This window comes from Micromonospora sp. NPDC003944, from assembly GCF_053605225.1.
The window spans coordinates 17,187-30,833 of sequence record NZ_JBSGIV010000021.1 but is presented as its reverse complement, the minus strand read 5'-3'; the positions used below and the strand labels follow the sequence as shown (position 1 = coordinate 30,833).

Annotated in this window: 12 protein-coding genes; 1 reads left to right on the top strand and 11 read right to left on the bottom strand. The window is 70.8% G+C overall.

All coding sequences use genetic code 11. From position 1 onward, the window contains the following. Position 1: 1 nt before the first annotated feature. From ACWER9_RS13180 to ACWER9_RS13150, 7 genes are all read right to left on the bottom strand, one after another. The gene (locus ACWER9_RS13180; protein ID WP_452302054.1) at positions 2 to 1,294 is read right to left on the bottom strand and encodes an ABC transporter substrate-binding protein; all 1,293 of its coding nucleotides are present in this window, start codon (positions 1,292 to 1,294) and stop codon (positions 2 to 4) included. Between the two features lie 38 nt (positions 1,295 to 1,332). Next, the gene (locus ACWER9_RS13175) at positions 1,333 to 2,172 is read right to left on the bottom strand and encodes a carbohydrate ABC transporter permease (protein WP_357357414.1); all 840 of its coding nucleotides are present in this window, start codon (positions 2,170 to 2,172) and stop codon (positions 1,333 to 1,335) included. Position 2,173: 1 nt separating this feature from the next. Then, positions 2,174 to 3,109 (bottom strand): carbohydrate ABC transporter permease, encoded by a 936-nt coding sequence (locus ACWER9_RS13170; protein WP_452302053.1) that lies wholly within the window; start codon positions 3,107 to 3,109, stop codon positions 2,174 to 2,176. Beyond that, positions 3,106 to 4,197, bottom strand: coding sequence for a LacI family DNA-binding transcriptional regulator (locus ACWER9_RS13165; RefSeq protein WP_452302052.1), 1,092 nt, complete (start codon positions 4,195 to 4,197; stop codon positions 3,106 to 3,108). Before ACWER9_RS13165 ends, ACWER9_RS13170 begins: the two co-directional genes overlap by 4 nt. A gap of 287 nt (positions 4,198 to 4,484) precedes the next feature. Then, positions 4,485 to 6,113 (bottom strand): ABC-F family ATP-binding cassette domain-containing protein, encoded by a 1,629-nt coding sequence (locus tag ACWER9_RS13160; protein ID WP_452302051.1) that lies wholly within the window; start codon positions 6,111 to 6,113, stop codon positions 4,485 to 4,487. A 213-nt stretch (positions 6,114 to 6,326) separates the two neighbouring features. Next, on the bottom strand, positions 6,327 to 6,506 hold the full coding sequence (locus tag ACWER9_RS13155) for a hypothetical protein (protein ID WP_452302050.1): 180 nt from the start codon (positions 6,504 to 6,506) through the stop codon (positions 6,327 to 6,329). A 58-nt stretch (positions 6,507 to 6,564) separates the two neighbouring features. After that, positions 6,565 to 7,170 (bottom strand): TetR/AcrR family transcriptional regulator, encoded by a 606-nt coding sequence (locus ACWER9_RS13150; RefSeq protein ID WP_452302049.1) that lies wholly within the window; start codon positions 7,168 to 7,170, stop codon positions 6,565 to 6,567. A gap of 139 nt (positions 7,171 to 7,309) precedes the next feature. On the opposite strand from ACWER9_RS13150, the gene ACWER9_RS13145 reads away from it, so the two are divergent. Then, positions 7,310 to 8,422, top strand: coding sequence for an aldo/keto reductase (locus ACWER9_RS13145; RefSeq protein WP_452302048.1), 1,113 nt, complete (start codon positions 7,310 to 7,312; stop codon positions 8,420 to 8,422). 88 nt (positions 8,423 to 8,510) lie between these two features. On the opposite strand, the gene ACWER9_RS13140 is transcribed toward ACWER9_RS13145, so the two are convergent. From ACWER9_RS13140 to ACWER9_RS13125, 4 genes are all read right to left on the bottom strand, one after another. Next, the gene (locus ACWER9_RS13140; protein ID WP_452302047.1) at positions 8,511 to 9,515 is read right to left on the bottom strand and encodes an alpha/beta hydrolase; all 1,005 of its coding nucleotides are present in this window, start codon (positions 9,513 to 9,515) and stop codon (positions 8,511 to 8,513) included. A gap of 85 nt (positions 9,516 to 9,600) precedes the next feature. Then, positions 9,601 to 10,497 carry an acetyltransferase gene (locus ACWER9_RS13135; protein WP_452302046.1) on the bottom strand — a complete coding sequence of 299 codons (897 nt, stop codon included), beginning with the start codon at positions 10,495 to 10,497 and terminating at the stop codon, positions 9,601 to 9,603. Positions 10,498 to 10,655: 158 nt separating this feature from the next. Beyond that, on the bottom strand, positions 10,656 to 11,855 hold the full coding sequence (locus tag ACWER9_RS13130; protein WP_452302045.1) for a low temperature requirement protein A: 1,200 nt from the start codon (positions 11,853 to 11,855) through the stop codon (positions 10,656 to 10,658). Positions 11,856 to 11,970: 115 nt separating this feature from the next. Next, positions 11,971 to 13,515, bottom strand: coding sequence for a flavin-containing monooxygenase (locus tag ACWER9_RS13125; protein ID WP_452302044.1), 1,545 nt, complete (start codon positions 13,513 to 13,515; stop codon positions 11,971 to 11,973). Between the last annotated feature and the right edge of the window lie 132 nt (positions 13,516 to 13,647).

The window sequence follows — 13,647 nt, the reverse complement described above, 5'->3', positions numbered from 1 at the left end:
GTTACCTCAGAACCTGCTTGCCACCGTCGACCAGCTGCGTGCCGAGCTGGTCGAGGGTGATCTTGTTGGCGAAGTACTGCTGGAGGGCCGGGGTGGCGTACTTGGTCTTCCACTCCGGGTAGCCGTCGGCCTGCTGGAACGGGGCGACGGTCAGGTCGGTGGCGCTGTCCGCGGCCACGTCCCAGCCCTGCTTGCCGGCGGTGAGCTTGACCAGCTCCTCGTTGGCCGTCTTGCCGGTCGGCACGAGCCAGTCGCCCTTGGCCAGGGCGGCCATGTTCGTCGGGTTCAGGAAGTACTCCAGGAACTGCGCGGCCTGCTTCTTGTGCTTGCTGTCCTCGGAGATCGACAGCGTCTGCGGGTTGGCGGCCTGCTTGGTGGAGAGGCCCTTGATCGGGGGCAGGGTGACCCACTCGAAGCCGGCCGGCGCCTGCTCGACCATCTGCTGGCGCAGCGACACCGAGCCGGGCAGCATCGCGTACTTGCCGCCGAAGAAGCCGGGAAGGGTGTCCGCGCCGCTCATGCCGAGCGCCTCCGGGGAGGCGGACTTGGCGGTGTAGAGCATGTCGTGGATCCGCTTCGGGACCTCCTTCTCCGCGTCGCCGACCTTGACCTCGGTGCGCCCACCGTCGCCGTAGAAGAACTTCCCGTCGTAGTTGAGCGCCAGGTTGAGCACCCGGTTGGTCGGCGACTTCAACGCCCAGGCCGCGCCGTACTGGCCGGGTTTGGTGAGCTTCTGCGCGTTGCTCTGGAACTCGTCCCAGGTCCAGCCGCCGTCTGCCGGCGGAACCGCCACACCTGCGGCGTCGAGCAGCTTCTTGTTGGCGATGACGACCTGCGACTCCAGCAGGAACGGCACGCCGGTGACCTTGCCGTCGGTGGTGGCGGTGTCCCAGATGCCCTTGTCGATCTGCCCCTTGAGGTCGTCGGAGACCAGGTCGGACAGGTCGGCCAGGTAGCCCTGCTTGCTGAACTCGCCGATCGAGGACGCCTCGTAGTGCACGATGTCCGGCGCGTCGCCGCCCTCGAAGGAGGTCAACAGCTGGTCGTGCACCGAGTTCCAGTCACCCTGGACGTACTCGACCTGGATGTCCGGGTGCTCGGCGTTCCACTTGGCGACCAGGTCCTTGTTGACCTGCAGCGACTCCTTCTGCCAGGCGAGGCTGAGGAATCGCAGCTTGGCCGGGCCGGACGCGTCCTCGTCGCCGCCGCCGTCGCCGCACGCGCTGAGCGCGCCGAGGCCGACGACCGCGACCGCGGCAGCCGCCGCGAGTCGGCGGAATCGGGTACGGAGCATGGGGGTTACCTCCTTGGTGATGGTGGGTGGGGGACGGCTCAGCCCTTGACCGCGCCGGCGAGCGACCCGGATGAGAGCCGGCGCTGCATGAACGCGAAGAAGATCAGGCTGGGCAGGGTCGCCAGCAGTGAGCCGGCGGCCAGGGGCCCCAGTCGGGCGGTGCCCTCGATGCCGACGAACCGGGCCAGCGCCACCGGCAGGGTGGCCAGCTCCGGGGTCTTGATCAGCACCAGGGCGAAGAAGAACTCGTTCCAGGCGGAGATGAAGGAGAACAGCGCGGTCGCGACCAGGCCCGGGGCGAGCAGCGGGAAGACCACCCGCCGCAGCACCTGGATCCGGGTCGCACCGTCGACCGAGGCGGCCTCCTCCAGCTCCCGCGGAATGTTGCGGACGAAGCCCTGCAGCATCCACAGCGCGAACGGCAGCGCCCAGACCACGTAGATCAGCACCAGCCCGGCGTGCGTGTTGGCCAGGCCCACCTGCCGCAGCACCAGGAAGATCGGGATGATCAGCAGTACGAACGGGAAGAGCTGGGACAGCAGCACCCAGCCCAGCGCGGCGGTGCCGAGCTTGGAGCGGAACCGGGCCAACGCGTACGACGCCGGCATGGCGACGAGCACGGTCAGCACCGCCGAGGCGAGCGAGACCTGGAGGCTGTTGAGCGCCGCCCGGCCCAGCTCCTGCTCGGTGAACGCCTGGACGAAGTTCTGCAGGGTCGGGTTGTCGGGGATCAGCGTCGGGTGCAGGCGGACCAGCTCACGCGGCGGCTTGAACGCCGTGGAGAGCAGCCAGACCAGCGGGAACCCAAGGAAGATCAGGTAGCCGGCGAGCGCCAGGTACTGCAGCGTCCGGCTCGTGCGGCTCGGTTTTCCGAACATGTCAGTTCGCCTCCCTGAGCCGGCGACGGAGGTACACCGCGAGCAGCGCAATGATGATCACGACCATGACGTTGCCGAGCGCCGCCGCGTAGCCGTAGTTGCCGTAACGGAACGCCTCCTCGTACGCGAACAGCATCGGCAGCATCGTCTTGCCGCCCGGTCCACCAGCGGTCAGCACGTAGACCAGGCCGAACGAGTTGAAGTTCCAGATGAAGTCCAGCGAGGTGATCGCCACGATCACCGGCGCCAGCGCGGGCAGCGTGACGTGCCGGAACCGGTGCCAGGTGCTCGCCCCGTCGACGGCCGCCGCCTCGTGCAGCTCGCGGCCCACGCCCTGCAGGCCGGCGAGCAGGACGACGGTGGTCTGCGGCATCCCGGCCCAGACCCCGACGATGATCACCGCGGGCAGGGCGGTGCTGAAGTCGCCGAGCCAGTTGGTGCGCAGCCCGTCCGCGCCGACCCGGTGGAAGAACTCGTTGATCAGGCCGGCGTCGGGGTGGTAGACGAGCTTCCAGAGGATGCCGACCACGACGGGTGGCATCGCCCACGGCACCACGGCCAGCACCCGCGCCACCCCGCGGAACCGCAGCTGCTGGTTGAGCAGCAGCGCCAGCCCGAGGGCGAGCAGGAACTGCAGGACCGTCACCCCGACCGCCCAGAGCAGGCCGATCTTGAACGAGTTCCAGAAGAGCTCGTCGCCGAGGAGTTCGCGGTAGTTGGCCAGGCCGGTGAAGCTGACCTCGACGTTGCGCCCGGCGCGGGCGTCGGTGAAGCCGAGGTAGATGCCGCGCAGCAGCGGAAACACCGACAGCACCAGGATCGGCAGCAGCGACGGCAGCAAGAGGAGGTAGATGGTGATGCGGTCGGAGCGGAACCGGTTCCGCCGGCGGGGCGACTCGGCCCGTTCGACGTCCGGCCGTTCGGTCAGGGTGGTCATGCGGTCACCCCTTCGCTGGACGGGTGGGTGGTGGGTGGGCCGGCGGGTCGGGGCGCCGGCAGGGTCGCGGCGCTTGACGCGCGGACGACAAGGTGTGGTGGCACCTGCTCGCGGCGCGGTGGCAGGGTGGCGTCGGCGATGCGTTGCAACAGCAGCTCGGCGGCCCGGCGACCACGCTCGGCCGAGCCAAGCGAGACGCTGGAGAGCTGGGGGAACATCATCCGGGCCAGTTCGGTGTCGTCCATCCCGACCAGTGCGACATCCTGCGGCACCCGACGACCGGCGACCAGCAGGGCGTGCAGCGCGCCGACCGCGATGAGGTCGTTGGCGCAGACCAGGGCGTCCGGCTCGGCGCGGGCGAGCAGTCGCTCGGTGGCGGCGCGGCCGGCGGCGTACTGGAAGTCGCCGACCTCGATCAGCTCGTCGTCGAGCGGGATGCCGTGTCGGGCCAGGGCGGCCCGGAACCCGGCGTCGCGTGCAGCGCCCGGAACGGTGTCGAGTGGGCCGTTGACGAAGCCGATCCGTCGTCGGCCGGCGGCGACGAGATGGTCCACCGCAAGCGACATACCGTGCCGCGAGTCGGTGCGTACGTTGTCGATCGGAGCGTCCGCGCCGAGCTGGCCGACGACCACCACCGGCACCGGACTGTCCACGAGCGCGGTGAGGTGGTCGTCGGTGACCCGGATCGGCGAGACGATCATCCCGTCCACATAGCGGTTGGCAAGTCGCCGCAGCAGGGCGGTCTCGTTGTCGATCCGTCCGCCGGTGGCGTGCACCAGCAGCTGCCGCCCGGAGGACGCGACCACTGCCTCGATGGCCCGCATCATCTCGACGTAGACCGGGTTGCCGATGTCCTCCACGGCGAGCGCGACGAGGCCGGTGCGCTGGGACTGCAACGACCGGGCGATCGCGTTCGGCACGTAGCCCACCTCGGCCGCCGCCTCGCGAACCTTGCGGATCGTCTCGGGGCTGCCGCCGACGCCGTTGAGCACCCGCGAGGCCGAGGCGATGGAGACGCCGGCGCGGGCGGCGACGGTGTGCACCGTGGGCCGGCCGTCCGCCGGCTCCTGTAAACGTTTACGACCCACGTCCGGCACCTCCACCCGATAGCTGTAAACGTTTCCGGGGAGTCTGCTCCGCAGATGCCGCAGAGGTCAAGGCCCCGTTACGAAAACGTTTCCAACCCCGCCAACCCCCACCCCAACCCCAACCCCCACCCCAACCCCCCACCCCCAACCCCATCCCCCGGGCCGCCCGCCCCGACCCCGGTGATCAAGAGGTTTGCGTCGGCCTGCTCGGCGTGTCGTGACGCAAACGTCTTGATCAACTCGCATCGGACGGGGGGGTGGGAGGGGAGGGGGGGAGGGGGTTCGGTTCAGGTTTGGAGGGGGAGGTGGTGGGAGGGCCAGTGGGTGCGGAGGCGGCGGTCGTGGCTGGCGATGACGATGGCACCGGGGCCGGCGCTCAGGGCGTCCACGAGGTCGTCGCAGAGCGTCGGCGAGAGGTGGTTGGTGGGTTCGTCGAGCAGGAGCAGTTCCGGCGGGTCGGCGACGAGCACCGCGAGAGCGAGCCGACGACGCTGTCCGACCGACAGGTTGGCCACCGGACGATCCAGGTCCGCCGGGGCGAGCAGCCCGAGTGAGGACAGCGGTACGACAGCGGCCCGCTCGGGCCCGACGGTCGCGTCAAAGATCTGCCGGGCCGTCCGACGCGCATCCGCGAAGACGCTGTCCTGGGTGAGCAGTCCGACCCGCAGGCCCGGTCGTCGCCAGAGTCCCCCGGCACCGCTCAGGTGGCCGGCGAGCACGGCGAGCAGAGTCGACTTGCCCGCGCCGTTGGGGCCGGTCACCAGGAGCCGGTCGTGACCCTTGATCTCCAGGTGCGCCACCCGCAGTCGGCCCGCGACCTCCAGCCGGTCCGCCGTGACGATGACCTCGTCGCCGTCGACGCCATCTTCGCCCTCGGCGAGCCTCGGCGCGCGGAAGCGCAACGGCTCCGGCGGCACCGGAACGGGGTCCCGCTCGATCGCCTCCAGTCGACGGGTGGCGTCGCGGACGCGACGGGAGACCTGGTTCTGCACCCGGCCGGCGGTGTGCCCGTACCCCATCTTCTCGCTGTCGCGCGGCCCACGGCCGTGCGCGACCTGGTGTCCGGTCACGGCGGCGGCCTCGCGCAGGTCGGCGAGGAGCACCTGCTCGTCGTCGTAGCGGCGGCGCCACCGGTGCGCCTCGGCCCTCTTCGCCGTCAGGTAGGCGGTGTAGCCGCCGCCGAAGCGGACCGGCCCGTCGGGCGCCGGGTCGAGGTCGAGGAGGTCGGTGCAGACCGCGTCGAGGAAGGCGCGGTCGTGACTGGCCAGCACGACCACCCCGGGCATGGCCCGTAGCTGCTCCTCGCAGAACGCCGCCGCCGCGTCGTCGAGGTGGTTGGTGGGCTCGTCGAGCAGCAGCGCGCCGGGCCGGCGGATCAGCAGCGCCGCGAGGGCGAGGCGGCCACGTTGCCCGCCGGAGAGGGCGCCCACCGTCCGCTCGTGGGGCAGCCCGCCGAGGCCGAGGCCGTCGAGGACCGTCCGGGCACGCCGGTCGGCGTCCCAGGCGTCGCGGTCCTGCGCCCGCTCCAGAACCTCGCCGTACGCGGCGAGCAGCCGGTCGTGCTGCTCGGTGCCCTGCGCCGGATCGGCGAGCGCGACCCCGATCCGGTCCAGCTCGGCGAGATCGGCGCGGGCCTCCCGCAGCGCGTCGTCGAGGACCGTGGCTATTGTCGTGGACGGACCGAAGGGCAACTCCTGGTGCAGGAAGCCGACGTCCGGTGGGCGCGTGACGCTGCCGGAGTCGGGTACGTCGACGCCGGCCAGGACCCGCAACAGGGTCGTCTTGCCGGTGCCGTTCTCACCGATCAGGCCGATCCGGTGACCGGGCGCGGCGGTCAGGGAGACGCCGTCGAGCACGCGGCGGTCGCCGCGGACGCGGACAAGGTCATGGGCGATGAGGGCAGGTCGAACAGACATGGGGAACCTCGGAGAGCGACGATCCGGGGCGCACTTCGGCGCCCCGGCGGGAGCAGGGCATGACGACGGGGCCGCGGCGACGGAGGCGCTGTCACGCGCCCGTCGGCCGCTGGTCCGGGTGCTCACCCGGAGATGTCGTCGTCACCTGCCACGTCTGCTCCGATCTCCGACAACTCGGCGGCAAGGATAACCCCGGCGGTCGCCGGCTCCGGCTCAGCTCCCGCCCATGCTCGACGAGCTGTTGTCCGACGAGTTTCCCCGGTGGGACGTGTAGCGGCCCGCCCGTCGCCCGGCCCGGCCGCGACGCCCCAGCACGCCGATGACCACCAGGAGCAGCGCGGCGAAGAGCACGGTGCCACCGCCCAGCAGTGCTGTCACCGTCGTTGTCGACATGACCGACCGCCCTCTCCAACCCGTTTCGGTACGCCCGGACGAGCAGATCCTGACACGGTCAGGCCGTCCGGGCACCTGCCCGCAGCGAGTCGATGGTGAGGTCGAGGACCGCTTCGAGGTGGTCGGTCCTTCCGGTGGACAGCAGCAGCAGGACACCGCCCTGGATGCCGGCGAGCAGTGCGGCGGCGGTGCGGTCGGCGTCGATGTCCGGGGCGATGTCGCCGCTCGACTGCATGTGCCGGACGCCCTCGGCGATAGCCGTCTGCCAGCGCCACATGAGCCCGACCACGATCGCCTGCGCGCCCGGTGCCCGCCGGCCGGTCTGGCCGAGCAGACCGTTGAGGGGGCACTTCACGCCCTGCGCCCGGTAGCGCTCGATCAGCCGGTCCCGCCACGCCAACCAGGTCGGCCAGGTCGTGAGGTTGCTGAGCATCGGCTCCTGGTCGAGCAGGACCTGGTCGGCCTCGTGTTGGGCCACCGCCAGCAGCAATTCTTCCTTTCCGTCCGGGAAGTAGTGGAAGAGTTGACCCTTGCTGGTGCCGGTGTGGGCCATCACGTCTTCGAGGCGTACCTCGTCGACGCCGCGCTCGCGGATCTCGGCCGCCGCGCCGGCGACGATCCGCGCCCGGGTGGCCTCTCCCTTGCGGGTCAGCGCCCTTGTCATGAGACCTCCATCACCAGTTTCCCCTCGCCCCTGCGGGTCCGACTCTAGCTCGGGTTTTGGACTTGCAGGTCCAATTTTGCCGAGCAAAGGTCGGGAACCGGTCCGGTCGGGACCGACACGTGATCGAGAGGACGCGACGATGAACCACTACTACCTGCTGGGGCGGTCCGGTCTGCGGGTTAGCCGGCTGGCGCTGGGCACTATGAACTTCGGCGTCGACGGGTTCCACGCGGCGTACGGGAAGACCGAGGAGGAATCGGAGCCGATCTTCCGCCGGTATCTGGAGTCGGGCGGCAACTTCATCGACACGGCGGACTTCTACACCGCCGGGGAGAGCGAGAAGATCCTCGGCCGCCTGATCGACCGGGCCGGCGTCCGCGAACGGCTCGTGCTCACCAGCAAGTTCACCAACACCGTCGACCCGAGCGACCCGAACGCGAGCGGCAACGGACGCAAGCACATCATGCGCGCCGTGGAGGCGTCGCTGAGCCGGCTCGGCACCGACTACATCGACCTGTACCTGCTGCACACCTGGGACCGGATCACCCCGGTCGAGGAGGTCGTGCACACCCTCGACGACCTGGTGCGGTCCGGCAAGATCCGGTACGCCGGCCTCTCCGACGTGCCGGCCTGGTACGCGACCCGCGCACAGAGCTACGCCGAGGCGCACGGTCTGACCCCGATGATCAACCTGCAACTGCCGTACTCTCTGGTCAACCGGGGCATCGAGGCGGAGTTCGTGTCGATGGCGCAGAACGTGGGCATGGGGCTCACCGCGTGGAGCCCGATCGCCGGCGGCCTGCTCACCGGCAAGTACCGGCGCAGCGACGACGGCCTGAGCGGGTCCGGCCGACTGACCACCCCCAACGCCGGGGGTCGGGAGATCAGCCCCAGCGACTGGCAGGTCATCGACGCCCTGGAGAGCGTGTCCGCCGAGTTGGGCCGCAGCATGGCCCAGGTGGCGATCAACTGGGTCGCCACCCAGCCCGCCGTCGCCTCGGTGATCATCGGAGCGAGCAGCGCCGAGCAGGTCTCCAGCAACTTCGAGGCGCTCGACTTCGAGATCCCGGCCGACGCTCGTCGCCGGCTCGACGAGGCCAGCGCGCCGAAGCTCGACCTGCCCTACATGATGTTCACCCCGCAGTACCAGTCCTGGGTGGTCAGCCCCGGCCTGGGCATCGGCGACAAGCCGGCCGGCTACGCCCCGCCGGTGTTCAACGCCGCCGCCCAGCCCACCGAGCACGAAGCCTGAGATAGCTCGGGGGTGGGTCGGCGGCGACGCGGAAGCCCGACCAGCTCCGGCGGTACGACGACATGAACGAGGTTACGTATCGACGACCCTATCGCCCGGCACGGCGTCGGACATCGTCGACCGCCGACCACTGTGGAACCGGGACGTCGTCGGTCGCACCCTCGTAGAGCGCCACGTACCGCCGGAGCAGCTCGTCGCCCTCCGCGCCGAGGGCGGCGAGGTTGAGCGTGTTGTGACCGACGCCCAGCCCCGGCGGCAGGGTGCAGACCCCCAGCGGAACCGCGTTCGCGTCGGCGATCCGGCGCGGCAGGTCGACCGCCGCCCCGAGATCCACCACGCCGTCGAGCGGACTCGTCGCGACCGCCACGGCCCGCAGGCCGGTCCGCCGGGGCGGGTTCGGCAGGGTACGCGCGATCGTCAGGTACTGGGTGACCGCGGCGAGGGAGTAGCCGCGCGACGTCACCCGGTCCCGCAGGAGGCGGCGTCCGTACAACAGGATGAGCGGCCGGACCGCCCAGGCCGGCGCCTGCCGAGGGTTCGGGCCGAAGAACGGCGACAGCAACAGCAGACGGCGGACGACCGTGCCCGGCAGTTGGGTCAGCCAGGTGGCGAGCACCGCGCCGCCGGAGATCCCCACGACGCCCACCTCGTGGCCCAGGCCCGTCGCCACCCGCAGGGCCTCCTCGGCGTACGCCGTCAGTGCGCCGGCCTCGACCCGGTGGTGGGCCTGCCGGTCGACGTTCCCGTGCCGGGGGGCCCGCGGGACCCAGACGTTGTACCCCCGGGCGAAGAACTCCTGGGCCAGGTCCTCGTACTGCTCGGGCGCGAGGGTGTAGCCGTGCAACAGCAGCACGACCCGCTCGGTCCGGACGCCGTGGCTCAGGAGGCGGCTGCGGGACTCCGGCCGGACCTCGGGATCTGCCGTCTCGGCGGCGATGACAGCCTCGGCGGCCCGGATGGCCGTGTCGACGTCGAGCGGCTGCGTCGGCGCGGCACGGGACACCGGACGACGCATCGGCCACAGCCAGAGCCCGGCGGTGGCCGCCGCGACCAGCGCCAGACCGCCGACAAGCAGGGCGATGATCTCCGGCATGGGTCAGATGCTGACAGGAACAGGTGTCGGTGCCGGCTGAGGGGTGCGCCCAGGTGACCGGGGGCACCCGCCTCAGCCGGTCCGTTCAGCCCTGCTGGTTCGGTGGCGCGAAGACGACGCGGGACCGTAACTGCCGGAACCCGGTCCGTTCCAGCTCGGCCGCCACCGCGACCCGGTGCGCGTCCACGTCGGCGACGACCTCCCGGGCACCGCCGTCAGCAAGCATCCGGACGGCCTCCGTCAGGAGGTCGGGCCGGGCCGCCTCGTCGAGCAGACCGAGGTAGGCCAGCAGCGGGTAGCAGGCGTCGCCGAACGTCCCCGCCAGCCCGACCGGCTCACCGGCCGCCACCGCGACGCGCCACCTCTCGGTCGTGTCGCCGAGCCAGGCCAGCGGGTCGGTGGCGAGGTCGACGCCGCCGACCACCCGTGCGATCTCGACGCCGGTCAGCACGTCCGGCTCGGTGATCCTGGCGACCAGGGCGTTGATCTCCGCCAGGTGGGTGGGCGGGCGGAACTCGAACCGCCCGGAGGACGCCGGCAGGGGTGTGCCCGTCCAGGAGCACCGGAGCCGCTCCCCCTGTTCGACGAGCCCGGCGAGCAGGGCGGCCTCCATGGGGGCCCGCACCACGGCAAGCACCTCGGGCCGACGCCGCCAGTGCGCCGGCAGCGCGGCGTAGTACAGACCGGGACCGCCAAGCGCCTCGTGGGCGGCGCGCAGCAGCTCGGCGCCCACCTCCGGCTCGGCGTCCAGATCGAACCGGTCCAGCCAGGGGGCACCGACCGCGCCCGGTGGAAGGAGCCAGGCGGCCCGGCCCACCAACCGGCCGGCGCGCAGCGCGACCCAGGTGTTCTCGGGACGGTAGCCGCCGCCGGCGACCCCGTCCGCGTACGCGACCTGGCGCAGTTGGGGCAGCGGATCGGGCATGGAGTCGAACAGGTTCTCCTCGCCCGCGACGAGCGGACGAATGACCAGATCAGTCATGGGTTGGTCCTCCGGGAAGCGAGCGCCCCGGGTCAGATCCGCGCGGACGCCGGAGCGCGGAGGGGGCGCAGAACATCGGACATTGTTCTGACCTCCTTCCCACTCGACGGCGTGCCCGACGACCATACGCGGGGTGGGCGCCGGCCCGCAACGGGGTGTCACAGCGTCGGGTTGGTTTCCGACCCACGCTTGTGTGCCCGCTGGTCGAACACGGTGATGCCGGCCAGGATCACCGCCGCGGATGCCGCCACCGCGACGGGCGGGAGCAGCACCATCGGCGGGGCCGCCACGACAAGTGCCACCGCGCCGAAGTACAGCGCCCGACACCGCGGCGCGACCCGGCTCTCCTTCTCCAGGAAGCTCCGCCCGATCAGGAACAGCACCGGGCCACCGAAGACGATGGCCACCAGCGCCCAGTCGATCGGCGGGTCGGGGTCCTCGATGATCTGTCCGAAACCCACGGCGGTGCAGATGATGCCGCCGACGATCAACAACAGGCTGTAGCTCGCCCACCGCGACAGTTGGATCCCCTCCCCGCTCGGGGTCGCGGCGTGACCGGACCTGACGTGGTAGAAGTAGATCCGCCAGAACGAGACGACCGCCACGAACGAGGCGACGAGGGTGATCGTTCCCTCGGTGGAGAAGCCCGGGAAGCTGACCGCGGCGCCTGCTTCGAGCACCACCTCGGCGAGAGCGATCATGAAGAACTGGTTGTACCGCTCGGCGAGGTGCGCCTGCGAGACGCTGACTCCCAGGGAGGTGAGTTGCGGCCCGCCCATCCGGGGCAGCGGGTAGGTGGTGGCGGCGCCGATCATCTCGATGGCGAGCGCGATGGTCCAGAAGATGCCCCGACCGAGACCGCCACTGATGCCGCCACTGATCCAGAGCACGCCGGACGCCACGTGCCAGGTCAGCACGCGGAGCGAGAACGTGTGCACCACGTGGCCCCGCAGGGCGAACGCCAGGAAGAGCGGTCGGCCGACCTGGATGACCACGTAGGTGCAGGCGAAGATCACGCCACGTTGCCCGAACGCCTGCGGCAGACTGACCGCCAGCACCAGGGTGCCGAACATCGTCGCCAGCAGGACGGCCTGCAGGTCGGGGCGTCGGGGGTCGTAGGTGCTCGCCAGCAGGGCGTTGAGCGACCAGATCATCCACATCGCCGTGAAGAACAGGACGGTCTGGCCCGCCTCGGACAGCAGTGTGTGCCGGACGATGGTCAGGTCGTCCGCGACCCGCCCGGCGAGGCGGGCAAGCGCGAAGACGTAGACGATGTCGAACAGCAGTTCCAGGACTGTCGCCGAGTTCGGGCTCTTACTGTCCCCGAGACCACGGAAGAACTCGGCGCGCCTCAGCACGGGCGTCGAGACAGCTCAGCCGGCAAGGGCCGCCGGCATGGTCACCCCATGCTGGTGACCCTGATGGCCTGCCATCGTCCCCGAGCCTCCCTCGCCTGCCGGTCCACCTGATCCGCTATCTGCGTACTTTATCCATCTTTAGCGGGCCTCCGTCGCCGATGGCGGATACCGGGTCGGCGGTACGTCGGATCATCTGTGCCGTCACCCTGCGGTACGAGCCCGGGTCGACGGGGAACAGCCACTGCCGGGCCCGGGTCAGCGGGCCGACGTTGAGTCCCACCTCGTCGAGGACCTCGTCGACGTTGTGCATCGAGAACGGGATGATGTTCGTGCCGCGAGCGTGCCGTCCGTTGGTGCGGGTCGTCATCCAGAACAGCCGGGCGCGCACCTCGTCGCGCATCCGGACCTCGGTCGGCAGGGTGATCCCACCGCGCAGGTACGCGGCCGTCCAGACCGCTGCCATCTCCGCGCTGAGCGGGCTGAAGAACGACGAGTTGTAGCCCGCGAAGGTCAAGTGCGGCACGCCGATCGGCAGGATCTGCCGGTAGAGCATGAAGTTGCCGGCCTCGTCCTGGAGCCGGGCCTGCACCGCCTCGTCGAGGAACGGCACGTGCTGGCGGAAGCCGGTGCCACAGATCACCAGGTCGGCGGGGACCACCGTGCCGTCGGCCAGGCGCGCGGCCGGCCGGCCACCGTCGTCGACGAGCAACTCGGTGATCACCTGATCCCGGTGCACGGTGATGCGGCCGTCGGTGATGCGCTCGAAGAAGCCCTCGGTGGCGAGGCTGACGGTGCTGCGGGCGATGTCCTCGAAGCTGCCATTGGGCACGAGGCCCAGCTCGCGCAGCTTGAACTGGCGGGTCGCGACCGCGCCGACGCTGTCGACCATGCGCTGGCGCAGACCGTTGCCAGGGCCGTGCAGGAACCGCTCGAAGCCCCTCAGGTGCAGGTAGCGGAAGAGCGCCTCACCCATCCGGGTGAGCAGCAGGTACTTGTAGTTGAGCACGCCACCGAGCTTGCGGGGCATCTTCCAGAGCAGGTCGCGCGCCACCACGTGGGTGCGGGCGGCGACCTCGCTCACCGGGACCGCCACGTCGCAGGACGACTTGCCGTACCCCACCACCAGGACGTTCTTGCCCCGGGCCGCCTCGATGTCGTGGAACTCCCCCGTCGCCAGGACGCGCCCCCCGGCAGCGGCGAAACTCTCGGACCCGGCGAAGGACGGGACGAGCGGGTCGCAGAAGATGCCGTTGGCGACGACCAGGTGGTCGTACCGTTGCACCGTCAGCGGGTCCTGGGCGCCCGCCGGCCGCGAGCTGACCAGCCACCCGGTCTCGTCGTTGACGAGTTCGGCCGAGGCGACCTCGGTGGACAGGCGCAGCGAGCCGGCCAGCCCGAACGTCTCCACGTAGCTCTCCAGGTACCGCTGGACCTGCTCACCGGACGGCCACTGCGGGTAGTCGGCCGGCATCGGCAGGTCGGAGAGGTGGTAGGTGCCCTTGTTGTTCTGGGTGTGCAGGCCGGGGTAGCGCCGGGTACGACTCCACACCCCACCGACGTCTGGCGCCTTCTCGAAGACGGTGACGTCGAACCCACTCTGCCGCAGCACCTTCGCTGCGCTCAGGCCGGCGAACCCAGCGCCGACGACGGCAATCCTCATGGTCTCCTCCACCGGGTGAACCGCCGCCGAACACCACGCCAGCGGGTGGTCGCACGCTAACGAGCAACCCCGGGAGGTCGCTATCCGCGCCGCGCAGCCGATATCCGCCGTACGCGGCGACGCCCGTCCTGC